This is a genomic window from Riemerella anatipestifer ATCC 11845 = DSM 15868 (genome assembly GCF_000252855.1).
In the GTDB taxonomy this organism is placed as follows: Bacteria; Bacteroidota; Bacteroidia; order Flavobacteriales; family Weeksellaceae; genus Riemerella; species Riemerella anatipestifera.
Map to the genome: position 1 here is coordinate 1,227,944 of NC_017045.1, position 17,199 is coordinate 1,245,142.

Below are 17,199 nucleotides of genomic sequence, written 5' to 3' on the forward strand. Positions count from 1 at the left end.
AACAAGGTACGGGGAAGGTTGGGTTAGAAACTATAGCCTAGTCTTAAGTGAAGGTCTATCTCGCCGTAGTTACGATTGTTAAACTCGTGGCGGAAGCCTAATCCTGCTCCTACTTCATAGTGCAAGTTACTACCTAAATTACGCCTAATCCCCCATTTAGGAACTATGGAAATACTGCTATAATCGGTATAATTTGAACTAAAAGACTTTTCTGGTCTGTAAGATACACCCATGGTTAAGAAATTGGCCGCATTAGACGAAGTATCTCGCCCTTTTTCTGCTCTTTTTTTAATATTGTAGTAGTATCTTGGCTCTACAGACGCATCTAGAAACCAGCCTGTCCCTGTACCTACATACCATTTGGGCATCACTCCTAATTCGGTGCGTAATGCAAGTTGGTCTGCTAGACCTATCTCGGTATTTACCCACGCTCCCACAAATCCTATCTGCACATTGTAGGCAGTAGATTCTACTTTTCCTACTTCTTGTCCAAAGCAAAGGGCGGAGACTAATCCTAGTAAAAGTGTTAATTTTTTCATTGTTTATAGTTTTTAGTGTTATAAAAAAAATAAATTATTAATCATATTCGAGTACAAACCAAATTTATATACTCACATTTATATATGCAATACCTTGTTGTATTTTTTTATTTTTACTAAAATAAGCACTTAAAAAAGGGTAATAGATTACAAAAAAACAAGACTTATCGAAGCCTCATTAGATATTTTATAACCACCCCACTATAAAGAACCCCTGAAAAAAAGACGGCTAATAGATGGGCGTACCCTACCCCTAAAATCCCAAAATAGGGTTGTAAGGCAAAGATGAGGAGGACGAGCAATACTACCGACAGTGTGGAAATGATAAGATGCAACCTCGTCCTTTCAATCGCAAAGACCAAATTGCTAAACGGCGTCCTAAGCATCATACCTACCACTGCAGCTACTAAGAAAACATTAAATAAGTGTGTCTGTCCTAAATATTGAGTTCCAAAAAGACTCATAATCTCATTGGCATAAGCTTTTCCCAAGCCCCAAATCAATACTGATAGCGCCGAGAATAAGACTAAATATTGAGTAATGTACCTTTTGATAAATGCTTTATCTTGATGGTGTTTGCATAGTTTAGGGTAGTCATTATGAATGAACACTCGTGATAGGAAAATTAAATTTAACGGTATGAGCGAAGCCGTTTTGTATTCCGCCAAGACCCCCTCACTAAACAACACCCCAATCATAAATATATCCGTAAGCAAGAACAACTCTTGCATAAGGCTCGCAGCGGCGGTAGAAAGGTTAAATCGCCAAAGTGATTTTACCGAGAGTGGTTTCAGTACTACTTTTCTGAACTTCCTAAACCCCAAAAAGAATATAAAGTAAGGCGACAAACACAAGGCTAAGACATAACCCCTAAGCCCTAACAATGGGGTAAGCCCCAATACCAACGCCAACAAGGCAACACTATTGACAATCTCCAAAAGAGCAAATTTCCTATTACGGAAAGAGGCTCTACAAGAGGCTTTATAGACTTCCAAAAAGAATAATCCCACAAGCCTTACCAAGAACCACAACACCAAAAAAAAGACTTCTAATTGTTGCCCAAACATTACCAATGCAAGTATAAAAACCAATGCATTTATAACCAACTGCCCCAACAAACCATAGTATAATGAATAAGCTTCTAGGTTTTCAAAATCGATTGAGCGGTCTAATTGACTGCCAAATTTTAATAACCCTTGATAAGTCCCCAACCCTACAAAAGGAATGAAAAAGGAAATAAAGTTTTGGACCTTAAACACCATTCCCAAATCTTCTTTTAGTAATACTCTAGCGACATAAATATTAACGAGAAGCAAAACTAATTTTGAAATCAGCATCGCCGAAGCCGTCCAAAAACCGTTGTTCTTGAAAAAAGATTTTAGAAAAAATATATTTGATTTTAATACTTTTAATACTGACAAAATAGCTGTAATTTTGTTTCGGTAAAAATAATAACTTACAGATGACTTTCCTAAATATAGCCTACCAAAAATCAAAAAAGATGTATTATTTCTTTGTAGGATTCATCGTACTCACTTTGATAAGCCACATCTTTAGGACGAGTAGCACCCCTTTTTTCATCTATGCAATGTACTCCGCTCCCGTCCCCATACAGAATGACTTTTCGTTTTTTGTGATAAAGAAAAGCGACGGCAAAATTTTCAATCATCCTGAATTATGGAATCATCATAAGCGAATCGTGTTTTACTATTCGTCAAGAACTTGGGAGCAACTTTTAGGTCAAGACAGCCCAGAAACCGCATTCCACAAAAAAGTCTATCCTTCCGCTAACAAAAACTACTTAAATACACATTATCCCAAATGGCTCTTTAGATACATACAACAAGTGGAAGGTAAGAAGTTAGACCACATCACTTTATACAAAGTAACTGTAAACTACGACAAACATAATAAATACTCCGTAAAAAATGTTGAAAAAATATTTACGCAAGGGCAATAGTTCCATTAGAGATTTAGCCAATTATCAGGCTTTAATTAAAAGAAGTGTACTTTTATGCTTTGGTTTGTCGTTCTTATTCAGAAGTTACTCTTCTACATTGAATTTTCAGATGGAAAACCCTTCGTTCCAAATTTCAGGAGGTGATTTTTTAACGAGTTTATATAATTATTTCGGCATCAATTATTTTGTTTTTGAGCACCCTATTTATAGCATTGTATTTACTGTTCTACTATTTATATTTTGGATACTAAGTTTCGTATCCCCAAATAAAAAAGCTATCCCTATTTTATTCTATATCTTTTTCTTGATTTATGCCATTGGGTTTAATTCAAATATGGGGTTTCTCTCTAGCTACCTTAAAGGCTTTATCATTATAGGCTTTATATTTTTTGTTATTTCTCCTATCAATTTTAATCTTATGTGGGAAGGATTAAGATATTATGCTTGTTGGATTTACTTTTCTGCTTTCCTCTGGAAGTTTATACATAGAGCTATGTTTATGCCTCGATTTGGAGAAATGTCTTTCAAAGACAACCTCTCTTGGTACATCTTTACCAATCCTGATAGTATTTTAAGTAAATTCTATCTTTTCTGTATTGAACACTCTTGGATTCTCAACATTGGGGATAAACTTGTATTCTTGTTTGAGGGTCTTTATTTTATTGGATTTTTTACAAAAAAATACGATGCCTTTTTAGGTTGGGGCATCGTAGGACTTCATTTATTTTTGTACTTTTTTAGTGATACGCTTTTTGTGGAAATATGGGTTTTAGGGTTGCTCTTTATTTCAAAATCGCAGTGGAGTAGCTTTTCTCAATTCACTAAGATTCTACATAAATACCTGCCCAACTTCTCTTAAGCGGCAAAAGAAAATCCGATAAAAAAGCCACATAGGTAGATTTAGAAAAATCAAATACTTCTATCTCTTGAGAGAGTTTGCCCTCCTTTAATGCCGAGCGGAACTCTTGTAATTTCATAGTTTTCACTTCGCCATTTTCCACGAAACAGGCCTTCATTCGGTCAAATAACCCTAGTTGATAAGTGGTATCTATTTCCCTCATCACACCATTAAGAGCATCTATAGAACACCCTGAAGCCACCTCTTGCTCCTCATCTATACTAATGACGATAAATTGATTTTTTTCAATCTTAAAAGACGATGACAATGGTTTGCCGTGTGCAGCCCAAACGGAAAGAAAGTCAAAAAGTTTTTCTGTAATTTCCTTACTTTCTTTAGGTAAAAAAGGTCTAGAGGCTGGATAAATAAGCACTCTATAATCGTTAGTTTCTACTATATTAGATTCTTCTATTTTCATATAACAAGTTTATAAGATAACTCAACTATAAATCCTCTGCTTCTGCTAAAAGTTCCACAATATCTTTAACTTCTACTTCTGTGTTTTTATTAAAATGCTTTACACCGTCCGTCATCATTGTATTACAGAAAGGACAACCCGTTGCGATAACATCTGGTGTTTTCGCTAAAGCCTCTTCTGTTCTTTCTATGTTTATGTCTTTATTTCCTTTTTCTGGCTCTTTAAACATCTGTGCCCCTCCTGCTCCACAGCACAATCCGTTTTGTTTGCAACGCTTCATTTCAACCAGCTCTGCATCTAATTTTTTGAGGAGTTCTCTAGGTGCTTCATACTCGTTATTGGCTCTACCGAGGTAACAAGGGTCGTGGAAAGTGATTTTTTTACCTTCAAACCTACCGCCTTCTATCTTCAGTCTTCCCTCCTCCATAAGTTGCTTTAAAAACTGTGTGTGATGTAGCACTTGGTAATTCCCACCAAGACTAGGATACTCATTCTTTAATGTATTAAAACAATGCGGACAAGCCGTTACTATTTTCTTGACTTCATAAGCATTAAGGATTTCTATATTGGTGAGTGCCATCATTTGGAAAACAAACTCGTTCCCCGCTCTCTTAGCTGGGTCCCCAGTGCAACTTTCCTCTTGTCCCAATACCGCAAATTCTACCCCTATTTTATGGAGGATTTTACAAAAGGCTTTGGTGATTTTTTTAGCTCTATCATCAAAACTTCCTGCACAGCCTACCCAAAACAAAACTTCGGGAGCTTTACCTTCGGCAGCGTATTCTGCCATTGTTTTTATTTTGAATTCCATTTATTTGTAATCTAAATTAAAACTATTTTACTTTGTTTCTTGACGATAGAACTATTAGTCCTCATTAGCCCAATTAAGTCTGTCTGCCTGATTGTACTGCCAAGGTGCAGCGTTATTTTCTACATTGGTCATCATCAAATTAAGCTCTTGTGGTGCCGCTGACTGCTCCATTACCAAAAATCTTCTCATCTCAAAAATAATAGATAATGGATCTATAAGTACAGGACAAGCCTCTACACAAGCATTGCAAGAGGTACACGCCCAAAGTTCTTCACGAGTAATGTAGTCATCTAGTAGCTTTTTACCATCATCTACAAATTTGCCATTCTTGTTGATGTTTTGTCCTACTTCTTCCAAACGATCTCTTGTAGACATCATTATTTTTCTAGGAGATAATTTTTTTCCTGTCAAATTAGCTGGACAAACCGCAGTACACCTTCCACACTCGGTGCAAGTATAAGCATTTAGCAACTGTACTTGGTTTAAATCAAAAACATCTTCTGCCCCAAACTTCGCTGGTGGTTCAGCCCCATCTGGCGAAGCCGCATAAGGGTCTGCATTAGGATCCATCATTAGCTTAATTTCCTTTGTAACAGAATCCAAATTATTAAATGCTCCCTTAGGTTTAAGATTGGCAAACCAAGTATTAGGAAATGCAAAAATGATATGCAAATGCTTGGAATAGTAAAGGTAATTCATAAAGAATAAAATCCCTAGTATATGTACCCACCAAGCACTTCTTTCAACGAAAATAAGAAAAGAACTATCAAAACGAAACACCTCCATAATAGGTACTAAAAATGTTCCGCTCACAGGGAACGCTCCTAAATGATGATAACCTTCTACACCTCGAGTCTGTAAAATAGAGTCTGCAGCATTCATTTTAAGAAATGCCATCATAAGTACAAACTCAATTACCAAAATCCAGTTAGCATCATTCTTAGGCCACCCAAACATTTCTTTCATATTGAAACGCTTTACAGACAGTACATTCCTTCTTATAAAAAATATAACCACTGCAATAAGAACTAGCAATGCCATAATTTCTAAAGTGCCAGTAAACAGAGCATATAGCGTTTCTCCCATCACACTCGCTAGAAATCTGTGTGTACCAAAAAGTCCATCAACTATAATTTCTAACATTTCCATATTGATGACTAAAAAGCCAACATATACCAAAATATGTAAGAAACCAGCCACTGGTCTTGCTCCCATCTTACTTTGTCCTAAGGCTACATTCGCCATAGTACGCCATCTTTCAGGCTTATTATCAGTTCTATCAATAGCCTTACCGAGTTTGATATTGCGATAAATCTCTTTTAAACTCTTAATAAATAGACCAAAGCCTACAACCAAACAAATAAGGAACAATATGTTATCTATGTACTGCATTGTAACTGTTTTTATATTCTACTTCCCAAACACAGAGATGTTAATGTAGCGTTTAGGATTATTTTTAATATCCTCTATTAACCCATTAAGATTTTTTGAGGTCTGATTAAGATTATTGTAAAGCTGCTCATCTTTAGCTATCTTTCCTAAAGAGCCCTCTCCGTTTTGAATTCCAGAGATTAGTGTATTTAATTTATCAGACGTCAAACTTAGTTTAGCAACAGCATCATTTAGTTTATTGATGTCTAGCTTCTCTGCCACATTACCATACTTGTCTAATGTTGTCTTTGCACTCACGGTTGCCAAGTTAGCATTATCTAGCATCTTTTGTATTTTAGGGTCTGTGTTAGAAAGCATTTGGTTAGTCTGAAGAGAAGTCTGTCTGAACGACTCTACCGTATGATTAAGACTTTGTAAAAGTTGCTTGATTTCTCTTCGGTTTTGCTCGTCCATTATTTTATTAGTACTTGCGAGAGTAGAGTCTAAGTTAGTTAAAACATGAGATAACTGGTCTTTAACAGGCTTAACTTCAGAAGAAAGACTATTAAACACTGATTGCTGGAGTGCCCCCATTAAAGTATCTCCATTTTTAGCTTGCTCGCCGTCATAAATAAGATTAATTTTAACTTCTTTGCCAGACATCAATCCTGGTTCAAATATCTCAACCGTAGATTTTTTAGCAAATCCAAACTTATTATCTACAGTAATCTTTACTACAAAATAAATATGACCATTGGCTGCTTTTACCGGCTTTATTTCCTCTACTTGCCCTACTTTTAACCCGTTTATAGAAACCGCATTAGACGCCGAAAGCCCTTGCACATTATCATACTTTACATAATAGACATTGTCCATAGAGAATATATTTCTCCCTTTCATAAATTGATAAAGAAGTACAAACCCTACAATAGCCAATATTGCAATAAGCCCCGCTTTTAATTCTTTAGAAAACTTCATTTTATTACATTAGGTTCAACTAAGCAAAGATAAGATTTTTAATTTTCAACATCAAAAAAGCGACTATAAAGTCGCTTTTTAATCATATTTATATTAAATCTAAATTATTGCTCTTGAGTTTTATTATAAACTTCAATTCTATAATCTTTTATATCAGCATTATCCTGAAGACTCTTCAGTAAGCTTTGTGTAAACATTTGTGCATTCTGTTGCTCTAACATTTGTACAAACTGCTTAGCATCTCCTGGCTGTTTGTTCTCCGACACCTTTTTCTTAACCACAACATAGACACCTGTATTACCTTCTATTGGTTTAGAAACTTTATTAGGAGCTACACCAAAAGCCGCACCCGCTACCTTAGGTTCCATTGCCATACCTAAACTAGGAGTTAGCATATTTATCTGCCCACTCTCTTTAACCGCTCCAAATTGTTTAGCTATTTCATCCAATGACAAAGACTTAGAAGCATTTAATTTTTCAATGATTTTCTTAGCCAATAACTGATTTTTTACTATTGGTTCTATCTGCTCTCTTACAGACTCTGGGTCAGCCAAACCTGCTTCTTGTTTTCCATTAAGATAAGCCACAACATAATCTCCATTACTTGTAGTAAAAATGTTTGTATCTCCCTTATCTGTATCTTTATTGAATGCCCAAGCTAAAATTTCTTCGTCTTTATCTGTTCCTAAACCTTGTATTTGCCCCTGAAAACGACCTACCATTTTAGGATTAGCAAACTGATAGTTGCTTTTCTTAGCTAAATTAGCAAACTCATTAAACGATTTACCTTGAATCTGCTGTATAAAAGTATTTGCTTGTGCGTAAACTTTATTCTGTGTTTCTTTAGAAGCTCTTATATCTTTAGCTAAGTTAGCAATTTTGTAAACAGGCATTTTATTTTCGTTTACCATAACATGGTATCCAAATTGAGTCTCCACAACACCTACTGCACCTTTAGGGTTAGACTCTACCCAATCTGCAAAAGGCTTTACAAAACCACTCTTACCAGGAAGAACCCATTGTAACATTCCCCCTTGTTGTGCAGACCCTTTATCAGCTGAAAATGATACAAACTGAGTAAATTTAGCAGGATCAGCCTTCACTTGAGTAGCGATGCTATCCGCTAACTTTTTAGCTTCCTCTTTAGTTCTTTTTATCGAAGGATCTTGCTTAGCTACATCTGTACCTGCAAAAGCAATCAGAATATGCTTAGGTAAAGTTGCCTCACTTTTACCTGCTAATTTAGTCACATAGTATTTACCTCCTGATTTATATGGACCGTAAACTTGACCTACAGTAGCTGTTTTCACAAAAGCCTGTGCTTCTTGTGGCACTTCTTGCTCTGACACAAAACCATATTTAACAGGAGCCTCTGAATTTATCTCTACAAACATAGAATCACTAGGAGAGTTTAAGAAGTTTTCCCCCTCGCCATTATAAAGTTTCCTTAACTCTTTTAGTGTCAAACTATCATCAATCGCACTAGGTTTGGCAGGAAACAAAACCACCCCTAAATTTCTGCTTGCCTCTGCCTTAAAAGCAACAGGGTGCTTCTTGATAAAATTAGCCAAATCTTCAGAGGTTACTTTTACAGGATTCTTTTGTGCAAATGTATTGTAATCTATTTTCACAAAATCTATATCCGCTACCTGATCTCTATTTTTCATGATAAGCTCCGCTTCTTTTTTGCCTACCGTAATACCATTAGTTACATTAGCAAAAAGCTGACGAGCCATCATTCTGTACTCTATTGTTTTTCTGATATTAAGCCATTGATTATACTCCTGTACTCTACCACTTTCTCTAAGCCCTTCTATCTCCTTTTTAATTTCGGTTAGCTTAAAGTTCCCTTTAGCATCAAAATTTTGAGGGTTTTGTGAAAACATTGGGTCGTACTGCAACTGATTCCAAAAGAAATCTTCAGTAAGCTCTAATCCCATTTTTTCAAACTGTTGTTTGATAAGCTTAGACTGTACCAAAGTTTGCCAAGCCTGTTCCTCCAATCCTACCAAAGGTTGACCTTGGCTTTCCGCTTGATTACGCATCAGCATAAGTTGCTCATTATACTCGTCCCTAGTAATTTCCTCACCATTTACTTTACCAAGAATGTTAGGATCTTTACCAAAAACCTTATCTAAACTATCTGGATTTACCAAAAATGCTAGTAGTGCAATAGCAATAAAACCTATCAATATCCAAGGTCTTTTTCTAATTTCTCCTAAAACTGCCATTTCTAATATTTAGTTTTTAAAATCAATTTGCGAAAATACACATTTTTAGAATAATATAAAACATTATTTTCTTTTATTTTTCTCCCAAAACTTTAGGAAATAAACAAATTTATTTACTTTTGTGTCCTTAATCTTAAAGAGAACTGTATGGAAATAGGAGAAAGACCTTGGGGAAAGTATTTTGTATTAGCAGACGAAACCAACTATAAACTAAAGCGTGTAGAAGTATTCTCTAAACAACGCCTCTCTTACCAATACCATAATAAAAGACAAGAAGCTTGGACCATTATACAAGGTACCGCTAAGGTAACTTTGGATGATGTAGAAACCATCTATAAATATGGCGAAACTGTACTCATACCCCTTGGCTCAAAACATCGTATTGAAAATATCGGCGATGATATCTTAATTTTCATAGAAGTGCAAACAGGGACTTACTTTGGCGAAGACGACATTGTAAGATTACAGGATGACTACGCAAGAGAATAGCCCGAAGTTTTCATGAAAATGATCAAAAAAAATAAACTTCTTTACTACCTTGAGAGCTACGCCCGATTTCTACGCCCGTCACTTGATTTTGACGACAAAATTACGCAGTTAGTTACATCGCTCTCTGACACAACATTAGAAAAAATTCGGCAGCGTGTAGATTACTATAATCAACTGAACCAACCAAAAGAAATAACCAAGCAACTACAAATCAAAGATTTAAAACACCCTAAAACTCCAAAGGTTTATTATTTTGATACTTATGAGTATGCTAGATTTTTTGACCACCACTCTTTCTTTGATTGTATTTTTGGTGATGTAATACATATTCCCGATACACCTAGTATTGTAAAAAGTAGACCTATAAATCCAAATAACCAAAATAGTATTTTGCTCAATTTGGATAAGGTACGTCATTTTGTCTGGGTAAAAAAAGATATTCCATTTTCGGAAAAGAAGACACTCCTAATAGGAAGAGGTGCGGTGGTGCAAAACCATCGGATAGATTTTTACCAAAAATATTTTAAACACCCGTTATGTAATTTGGGACAAACCAACCAACAGGGTGGAAATCCTGAATGGATAAAACCCAAAATCACCCTAAAAGAACATTTAAAATACAAATTCATTTTGAGTTTACAAGGCAATGATGTAGCTACCAATCTTAAATGGATTATGTCTTCCAATTCTATCGCTGTAATGCCTAAACCTACTATAGAATCTTGGTTTATGGAAGGAACTCTAGTTGGTGGAAAGCACTACATTGAAGTAAAACCCGACTATTCGGATTTGGAAGAACAACTTAATTTTTATAGTGAAAATACTGATATTTGCCTGGAAATCCTCCACAATGCCCATCAACATTGTCAGCAATTTTGGAATCCAGACATAGAAGACTTATGTAGCCTATGGGTACTAAAAAAATATTTTGAATACACACATAACTATTAGTCAAGGAACTAATAAGTTTTCCCACGCTTTTTTAGTGGTTTCAAACTCATTTTCCATACTATATTTTTCCAAAACATACTCCGAAGCCCTCTTTCCTTTGTTTAAAATCTCTGACGGGCACCTGTCATAATCTTGAATAGCCCTTTCAATAGACTGTACAAATTGAATAATATCACCATCTGCTACTGGCTCAGAAAATTCAGTATTAAAATATTCTCTTCCTGCCTGCCCTTTGTAACCTATCACATAACATCCACACGCCATTGCTTCTACGGGTGGAAGACCAAAACCTTCTCTATGATTAAATGATAAAAACAATACCGCTTCTCTCAAATTTCTTGCGACTTCTTCTTCACTCATATTATCTAAAGCACACAGTTCCCACCCTTCTATCAAAGACTTAGCTTTTAAGATTAAAATCACTTGCTCTGAATCTTCTTTCAATTTACGTGGCATATAGCAAATTTTTTTTGCCTTATTTTCTGAATAATAAAAATTTGTTTTATCTATTCCCAATGTAATCTTCTGAATATTTATACTAGGGAAAACATACCTCAAGTATTTATAAGCATCATCTGAGGCTACAATTACCCCCAAACAATCTTTGCTAAGATAAGGATTATCTACACTATACCTAAAATTATAATGCTGAAATGTATAATAACAATTTTGATTAAAAATAACATACTTCCTTCCCTCCAACGACTTATGTATTTGGCTTCCATAAATTTCAGGCATAACAATTATGCCATCTTTTTCTACAACCGTATCTTTTATTCTTCTTATTTTTCGTTTCAGACTATCAAAAAGTGTCTTCTTTTTATTTCCGAGTTTACTTAATACTTTATAGAAAATATCGTAGTTATATGCTATTTTTTCAGTAGAATACCATTTATTTTTATTTGAACTACGCTTCTTTAATAATAATACAGCCAAATAGCCTAAACGATTTAAATTATCCACCTGACGGTAAATCTGCTTCACTCCTCCTGTTGGATTTGTATTTGACGGACAAAAAAAATAGATTTTCCTCATTATTACTTAATTATGTTATGAATCCAATGCTCCAATGAATATTTACCCAAAATAGCCGTATCTAACGGCTTATAAGGTTTGCTAAAAAAGTCTTCCGAAATTTTAATATTTTCAGGATCAATCAAACAAATATTCTCTGGAGAATAAAAATCATAATTTAAAATATTGGGATTATCTGTAATCATTTTTTTCTGGAGCCCCAAAGCCTCAAAAGGCCTGAAAGACAATCCCGCCTGGTTATCCTGTGCCAAATCCAGCAAAATACGAGATTGACTACTAATTTTATAAGATTGAGAAAAGGGAATTAATTTATTAGTGATTGTAATAAAAGGACTCTTGGAATATTCTGATTCTTCGCTGGAATAATGATTGTACAAAAGAGCCCTTGAATGGTATCCTATACGATTTAAATGTTCCAAAATTTTCACAAGCTTATCAATCCTACCATCTTGTGTTCCTAAAAATAACACATCGTAAATAATATCCTGATTAGGCATTGTAGGAGCAAAGAAAAAATTAGTATTCTTCTCAAAACCATACTTTTCGCAATCCAAAGAATCAAAACTAAAACATTTATCAAAATAAGCAATACTATCTCTTTGACTAGGAATTTTTTCTATACTATCCCAGAAGAAAGCCTTCAACATATTCGTTTTAGATTTTAGCCGAATTAAATCATCTGTAGACAAAACATCTGGACGATTTATGATTATTTGATCAAAAAAATCTGAATTACGAACTACTTCTTTTAATTCTCCATATTGCCTTTCATCTTTAAGATTTCTTCCTAAAAATGTTTTCATAAATAGATTTTGAATACGCTCACCAATGTGCTTATACTTATATCGTTGCGTATAAGCACTCACAACATGAGTAACTTTGGCATTACTGTATTTCTTCAGCCCATCATACACCACTTCATTAAATCCATAATAATCTGGAGCGATAAAAAGAATTTTCTTCATCTTTCAACAAAATAACTTAGAAAACCAATACGAAAAACTATACTTAGAGGCAATATCATGTTGAGATTTATACGATTTATTAATAAATTGCTCAAAATCCACTTGACTACAACCCGATTCCACAACAAAAATATTATTTTCATCATAAAAATCATAATTTTTAACTAATCTATTATTGGTAATTAGCTTTTTCGAAAACCCTACCGCCTCAAAGCAACGAAATGATAATCCTTTATGTATTGTGTTTTCAACATCAATTAGAATATTGGAGGCCATACTCTCCAACATAGAAGTTTCAAACGAGTTTCCCGTTTTTCGAAACTGAATAGGTGTATTTTTGTATGGTTTTATTTTACTTTTATTTCCATATACTACAGTCATATTCAAAGACAATCCGAACGACTTCAACAACTCCGATAGACTAACTAACATCTCCATTCTATCTTTCATAAAAGTTCCCACAAAAAACACATCTTGCTTTATATCAACTTGTTGAGATATATAATCAAAATAAAAATTAGTGGTATGATAGGTATTGGGAAAGCGCTTTGTATCTTCCCTATCAAACACATAAAATTTATCAAAGTGAGAGATCCTAGTACTTGCCAAAGGAAATCTACTCATACCATCCCATTGATAGCCAACGGAAAAATCTGATTTCTCTTTTATACTTTGTAATACCTTCCTAGAAAATAAATCAGGACGAACAACCAATGCATAATCAACACGGCCTAGTTCTTCAATAAATTTCAATTGACTAGCTTCCTGAATTTCTGCAAGTTTTTCTGCTTTATAGACTCGGTTGTTAAGAAAAATTTTCTTAGCTCCGTGTATAAGGTAGTCCTGCCATATAAGTTGAGATTTTGCATTCATATCATAAGGCAACAAATAGACTTTAAAACCTAAGTATTCTAAGTTTTTTCTAAAACATTCTGGCAAACCAAAATGATTAGGAATTCCCAAAATAATGCTTTTCCCTTTAAAATCCCTACTCATATTGTTCTAATTTATACCCTTGCTGCTCTATATGCTCCTTCCAAAAGTCTAGTTCCTTATCCCAACGATGGCATCCAAAAGGCAACATGCCTCCATTCAAAACAAAGGCTTTTTCTTGCTTATTTTCAATTGCAAACTCACACGCTTTTTTATAGTTTGGCTTGTGGAACGAAAGTCCATTTCGTTGAGGCTCAATGCTAAAAAAAACATCTTCAGCATAAAAAGAAGATTGATTGCTCGGTTTAAGATAAATAGAGACAACCTCCGAAAGCTGCTTAAGCACCTCAATACACTTTTCTCTTTTCCTTAATGAAAGACCTCCATTACCTACTTGATTGTACAACAACGATTTATTCTTTTGCCATTTACCATTTCCTTTATAATTGATAATTCGTTTTAGAAATGACAATCCAAAATCCCACATTTTTTTGGGAATAGGTATATGGTCTGAACTCCTCAACCATGGAGCTCCAACATAATCATAGTCCTCCAATAACCAGCTTTCCAAATCATTTTTAAACAAAAAAGCATCAGGCTGACAAATAAGAATATATTTCGTTTTAAAAGATTGATAAAAATCCTCACTCAACATCAACTGATTGTACCCATAAATACCATCAAAATAACATTTTGCAAAACACTTAAATTGTGCTCTTGGATACTTTTCTCTATAGTAGGATATATCAAGTGTTTTAGGATATATAAAAACAATATCATACCTATCTAAAACTCTAAAAGTTTGCGTTATAGAAACCACTTCAAGTGCTGTAGGTTTCTCTTTATAGATAGGTATGATAATGGTTACCATTTAAGCTTTCTTAAACTCCAAAACCGTTTTTTCTATAATAGCAACACACTCCATTAGCTGCTCCTCTGTAATTACCAAAGGTGGAGCTAAACGGATAATATTACCGTGTGTAGGCTTCGCTAGAAGACCATTTTTAGCTAAATCTAAACAAAGATTCCATGCTGTTGGACTGTCTTGGCTATCATTGATAAGAATAGCATTTAATAATCCTTTTCCTCTTACTTTATAGATTAAATCTGTTTTTGCTATAATTTTCTCTATTTCTGCTCGGAATATTTTCCCCAGTCTTTCTGCTCTTTCAGATAATTTTTCCTCCTGAACTACATCCAAAGCTGCTATTGCTACAGCACATGCCAAAGGGTTACCTCCAAAAGTAGAACCATGCTGCCCTGGGTGGATGACCTTCATAATATTATCGTTCGCTAAAACAGCAGATACTGGATACATTCCCCCAGACAATGCTTTACCTAAGATTAAAATATCTGGCTGTACCTCTTCGTGATGACACGCTATTAACTTACCCGTTCTAGCAATACCTGTTTGCACTTCGTCTGCAATAAACAATACATTATGCTTTTTACAAAGCTCTTGTGCTTTCTTCAAGAAACCTTCTGTAGGTACATATACCCCAGCTTCACCCTGTATAGGCTCTACCAAAAATCCAGCTATATTTTCAGCCTCTTCTTCTAATACTTTTTGTAAAGCATCTAAATCATCATAAGGTATTCTTATAAACCCTGGTGTAAATGGTCCATAATTACTATGTGCATCAGGGTCGTTAGAAAAAGAAACTATTGTTGTAGTTCTTCCGTGGAAATTATTCTCACAAACAATAATTTTAGCATTATTACCTTGAACGCCTTTTACTTCATAAGCCCATTTTCTCGCAAGTTTTATAGCTGTTTCTACAGCTTCTGCACCAGAGTTCATAGGCAATACTTTATCAAAACCTAAAAGCTTAGTTATCTTCTCTTCATAAATCCCTAGTTTAGAATTATAGAACGCACGAGAGGTTAATGACAGTACCTTAGCTTGTTCCACCAAAGCATTTACAATTTTAGGATGAGAATGCCCTTGATTAACTGCCGAATAAGCAGAAAGGAAATCATAATACTGTTTTCCTTCTACATCCCATACCAAAACACCTTCTCCTCTATCCAAAACCACTGGTAGCGGATGATAGTTGTGAGCACCATGACGATCCTCCAAATCTATAAAATACTGAGCTGTTTTCAAATTTTTGTTATTTGACATATTACTATTTTTATATAAATACAAGTATACCGACAAATTTAATAATTTTTTTATTTAAATCACGCCTTTGCCGCTCTTTATGAAAAACCCCTAGAAAATTTTATTTCTAGGGGCTAAACAAATTACATATTTTCGTAATCTTTATTCATTTTAAAGGTCTCCATAAACTTGGTAGTATAATTGCCTGCTACAAAGTCTGGATCATCCATCAACTGCCTATGGAAGGCTACCGTAGTTTTAACTCCCTCTATATAAAACTCTTCTAAAGCTCTCTTCATTTTAGCAATAGCTTCTTCTCTAGTTTGAGCCGTAGTAATGAGTTTAGCTATCATAGAGTCATAATTAGATGGTATGGTATAACCCGAGTAAACATGAGTATCTACTCTTATCCCGTGTCCTCCTGGAATATTAAGACTAGTAATTTTTCCTGGAGATGGTCTAAAGTCTTGATAAGGATCTTCCGCGTTAATCCTACATTCTATTGAGTGTAGTTTAGGATAATGATTTACACCAGATATAGGCGTTCCCGCAGCTAGAAGAATTTGCTCTCTAATAAGGTCATAATCAATAACCTGCTCTGTAATAGGATGTTCTACTTGGATACGAGTATTCATCTCCATAAAATAGAAGTTCCTATGTTTGTCTACCAAAAACTCTATAGTACCCACCCCCTCATAACCAATATATTCCGCTGCCTTTGCAGCTGCTTCTCCCATTTTCTCACGAAGTTCATCGGTCATAAAAGGAGATGGTGTTTCCTCTGTTAATTTTTGATTTCTTCTTTGAATAGAACAATCTCTTTCAGAAAGATGACAAGCTTTACCATACTGGTCTCCGGCCACTTGTATTTCAATATGTCTAGGCTCTTCTATAAGTTTTTCCATGTACATACCTCCATTACCGAAAGCAGCGATAGCCTCTTGCACAGCAGAATCCCAGTGGTTTCTAAGTTCTTCTGCTTTCCAAACGGCACGCATACCTTTACCACCTCCTCCAGCTGTTGCCTTTATCATTACTGGATAACCAATTTTTTCTGCAATTTTCGCAGCCTCTTCATAAGAGCCTATCAAACCATCAGAACCTGGTACACAAGGTATCCCTGCAGCCTTCATAGTTGCTTTAGCAGTAGCCTTGTCACCCATTTTTTCTATTTGCTCTGGGCTTGCCCCTATGAACTTGATATTATTTTTCTGACAAATTCTAGAAAAATTAGCGTTTTCTGACAAAAACCCATATCCTGGGTGGATAGCATCAGCATTGGTAATCTCGGCTGCAGCAAGTATATTAGGTATACTCAAGTAGGAGTCTTTACTAGTAGGAGGTCCTATACAAACCGCTTCATCTGCAAATCTCACATGCAGACTATCTTTATCTGCCGTAGAATAAACTGCAACGGTTTTAATCCCCATCTCTCTACAAGTACGGAGAATCCTCATTGCAATCTCTCCACGATTGGCTATTAATATTTTTTTAAACATTTTATAAGAAACTTTAA

The 17,199-nt window shown here is 34.9% G+C and carries 17 protein-coding genes; 4 read left to right on the top strand and 13 right to left on the bottom strand.

The window, feature by feature from the left end:
* Positions 1-23: 23 nt before the first annotated feature.
* Complete coding sequence (locus tag RA0C_RS05915; RefSeq protein WP_004917180.1) at positions 24-539, bottom strand: hypothetical protein; 516 nt, start codon at positions 537-539, stop codon at positions 24-26.
* 164 nt (positions 540-703) lie between these two features.
* A complete protein-coding gene (locus RA0C_RS05920) occupies positions 704-2,035 on the bottom strand; it encodes an oligosaccharide flippase family protein (RefSeq protein ID WP_014411289.1) in 1,332 nt (443 codons plus the stop codon).
* On the opposite strand from RA0C_RS05920, the gene RA0C_RS05925 reads away from it, so the two are divergent.
* A complete protein-coding gene (locus RA0C_RS05925; RefSeq protein ID WP_013446954.1) occupies positions 2,002-2,499 on the top strand; it encodes a hypothetical protein in 498 nt (165 codons plus the stop codon). The two genes, RA0C_RS05920 and RA0C_RS05925, sit on opposite strands and share 34 nt — an antisense overlap.
* A complete protein-coding gene (locus RA0C_RS05930; RefSeq protein ID WP_013446955.1) occupies positions 2,468-3,358 on the top strand; it encodes a hypothetical protein in 891 nt (296 codons plus the stop codon). The genes RA0C_RS05925 and RA0C_RS05930 overlap by 32 nt, the downstream gene beginning before the upstream one ends.
* Here RA0C_RS05930 and RA0C_RS05935 read toward each other — a convergent pair.
* The 5 genes from RA0C_RS05935 to RA0C_RS05955 all read right to left on the bottom strand — a co-directional run bounded on the left by RA0C_RS05935 (position 3,321) and on the right by RA0C_RS05955 (position 9,206).
* Positions 3,321-3,815, bottom strand: coding sequence for a hypothetical protein (locus RA0C_RS05935; RefSeq protein WP_004917175.1), 495 nt, complete (start codon positions 3,813-3,815; stop codon positions 3,321-3,323). The genes RA0C_RS05930 and RA0C_RS05935 overlap by 38 nt on opposite strands.
* A 25-nt stretch (positions 3,816-3,840) precedes the next feature.
* Positions 3,841-4,626, bottom strand: coding sequence for a (Fe-S)-binding protein (locus tag RA0C_RS05940; RefSeq protein ID WP_004917174.1), 786 nt, complete (start codon positions 4,624-4,626; stop codon positions 3,841-3,843).
* 54 nt (positions 4,627-4,680) lie between these two features.
* Positions 4,681-6,018 carry a (Fe-S)-binding protein gene (locus RA0C_RS05945; protein ID WP_004917172.1) on the bottom strand — a complete coding sequence of 446 codons (1,338 nt, stop codon included), beginning with the start codon at positions 6,016-6,018 and terminating at the stop codon, positions 4,681-4,683.
* An 18-nt stretch (positions 6,019-6,036) separates the two neighbouring features.
* Positions 6,037-6,975 carry an MlaD family protein gene (locus RA0C_RS05950; protein WP_004917170.1) on the bottom strand — a complete coding sequence of 313 codons (939 nt, stop codon included), beginning with the start codon at positions 6,973-6,975 and terminating at the stop codon, positions 6,037-6,039.
* Positions 6,976-7,079: 104 nt separating this feature from the next.
* Entirely contained in the window at positions 7,080-9,206 is a 2,127-nt protein-coding gene (locus RA0C_RS05955; protein WP_004917168.1) for a peptidylprolyl isomerase, read from the bottom strand.
* A 147-nt stretch (positions 9,207-9,353) separates the two neighbouring features.
* Here RA0C_RS05955 and RA0C_RS05960 point away from each other — a divergent pair, with 147 nt between their 5' ends.
* Together RA0C_RS05960 and RA0C_RS05965 are read left to right on the top strand one after the other, a co-directional pair.
* A complete protein-coding gene (locus tag RA0C_RS05960) occupies positions 9,354-9,695 on the top strand; it encodes a phosphomannose isomerase type II C-terminal cupin domain (protein ID WP_004917166.1) in 342 nt (113 codons plus the stop codon).
* 12 nt (positions 9,696-9,707) lie between these two features.
* On the top strand, positions 9,708-10,646 hold the full coding sequence (locus tag RA0C_RS05965) for a glycosyl transferase family 90 (protein WP_004917165.1): 939 nt from the start codon (positions 9,708-9,710) through the stop codon (positions 10,644-10,646).
* Here RA0C_RS05965 and RA0C_RS05970 read toward each other — a convergent pair whose 3' ends face one another.
* The 6 genes from RA0C_RS05970 to accC form a co-directional block, all read right to left on the bottom strand.
* The gene (locus tag RA0C_RS05970) at positions 10,647-11,681 is read right to left on the bottom strand and encodes a glycosyltransferase (protein WP_004917164.1); all 1,035 of its coding nucleotides are present in this window, start codon (positions 11,679-11,681) and stop codon (positions 10,647-10,649) included.
* A gap of 2 nt (positions 11,682-11,683) precedes the next feature.
* Positions 11,684-12,646 carry a CgeB family protein gene (locus RA0C_RS05975; protein ID WP_004917163.1) on the bottom strand — a complete coding sequence of 321 codons (963 nt, stop codon included), beginning with the start codon at positions 12,644-12,646 and terminating at the stop codon, positions 11,684-11,686.
* Between the two features lie 3 nt (positions 12,647-12,649).
* A complete protein-coding gene (locus tag RA0C_RS05980) occupies positions 12,650-13,642 on the bottom strand; it encodes a hypothetical protein (protein WP_004917162.1) in 993 nt (330 codons plus the stop codon).
* Complete coding sequence (locus RA0C_RS05985; protein ID WP_004917161.1) at positions 13,635-14,450, bottom strand: DUF5672 family protein; 816 nt, start codon at positions 14,448-14,450, stop codon at positions 13,635-13,637. The genes RA0C_RS05980 and RA0C_RS05985 overlap by 8 nt, the downstream gene beginning before the upstream one ends.
* Positions 14,451-15,704: an ornithine--oxo-acid transaminase gene (rocD, locus tag RA0C_RS05990; RefSeq protein ID WP_004917159.1), complete on the bottom strand. Its 1,254-nt coding sequence runs from the start codon at positions 15,702-15,704 to the stop codon at positions 14,451-14,453.
* Positions 15,705-15,826: 122 nt separating this feature from the next.
* Positions 15,827-17,182, bottom strand: coding sequence for an acetyl-CoA carboxylase biotin carboxylase subunit (accC, locus tag RA0C_RS05995; protein WP_004917157.1), 1,356 nt, complete (start codon positions 17,180-17,182; stop codon positions 15,827-15,829).
* Between the last annotated feature and the right edge of the window lie 17 nt (positions 17,183-17,199).

Coding starts and splice junctions, on each gene's coding strand:
- rocD (WP_004917159.1), bottom strand. CDS start 15,704: ATGTCAAATAACAAAAATTTGAAAACAGCTCAGTATTTTATAGATTTG.
- RA0C_RS05940 (WP_004917174.1), bottom strand. CDS start 4,626: ATGGAATTCAAAATAAAAACAATGGCAGAATACGCTGCCGAAGGTAAA.
- accC (WP_004917157.1), bottom strand. CDS start 17,182: ATGTTTAAAAAAATATTAATAGCCAATCGTGGAGAGATTGCAATGAGG.
- RA0C_RS05935 (WP_004917175.1), bottom strand. CDS start 3,815: ATGAAAATAGAAGAATCTAATATAGTAGAAACTAACGATTATAGAGTG.
- RA0C_RS05930 (WP_013446955.1), top strand. CDS start 2,468: ATGTTGAAAAAATATTTACGCAAGGGCAATAGTTCCATTAGAGATTTA.
- RA0C_RS05985 (WP_004917161.1), bottom strand. CDS start 14,450: ATGGTAACCATTATCATACCTATCTATAAAGAGAAACCTACAGCACTT.
- RA0C_RS05955 (WP_004917168.1), bottom strand. CDS start 9,206: ATGGCAGTTTTAGGAGAAATTAGAAAAAGACCTTGGATATTGATAGGT.
- RA0C_RS05945 (WP_004917172.1), bottom strand. CDS start 6,018: ATGCAGTACATAGATAACATATTGTTCCTTATTTGTTTGGTTGTAGGC.
- RA0C_RS05950 (WP_004917170.1), bottom strand. CDS start 6,975: ATGAAGTTTTCTAAAGAATTAAAAGCGGGGCTTATTGCAATATTGGCT.
- RA0C_RS05975 (WP_004917163.1), bottom strand. CDS start 12,646: ATGAAGAAAATTCTTTTTATCGCTCCAGATTATTATGGATTTAATGAA.
- RA0C_RS05925 (WP_013446954.1), top strand. CDS start 2,002: ATGACTTTCCTAAATATAGCCTACCAAAAATCAAAAAAGATGTATTAT.
- RA0C_RS05980 (WP_004917162.1), bottom strand. CDS start 13,642: ATGAGTAGGGATTTTAAAGGGAAAAGCATTATTTTGGGAATTCCTAAT.
- RA0C_RS05960 (WP_004917166.1), top strand. CDS start 9,354: ATGGAAATAGGAGAAAGACCTTGGGGAAAGTATTTTGTATTAGCAGAC.
- RA0C_RS05965 (WP_004917165.1), top strand. CDS start 9,708: ATGAAAATGATCAAAAAAAATAAACTTCTTTACTACCTTGAGAGCTAC.
- RA0C_RS05970 (WP_004917164.1), bottom strand. CDS start 11,681: ATGAGGAAAATCTATTTTTTTTGTCCGTCAAATACAAATCCAACAGGA.
- RA0C_RS05915 (WP_004917180.1), bottom strand. CDS start 539: ATGAAAAAATTAACACTTTTACTAGGATTAGTCTCCGCCCTTTGCTTT.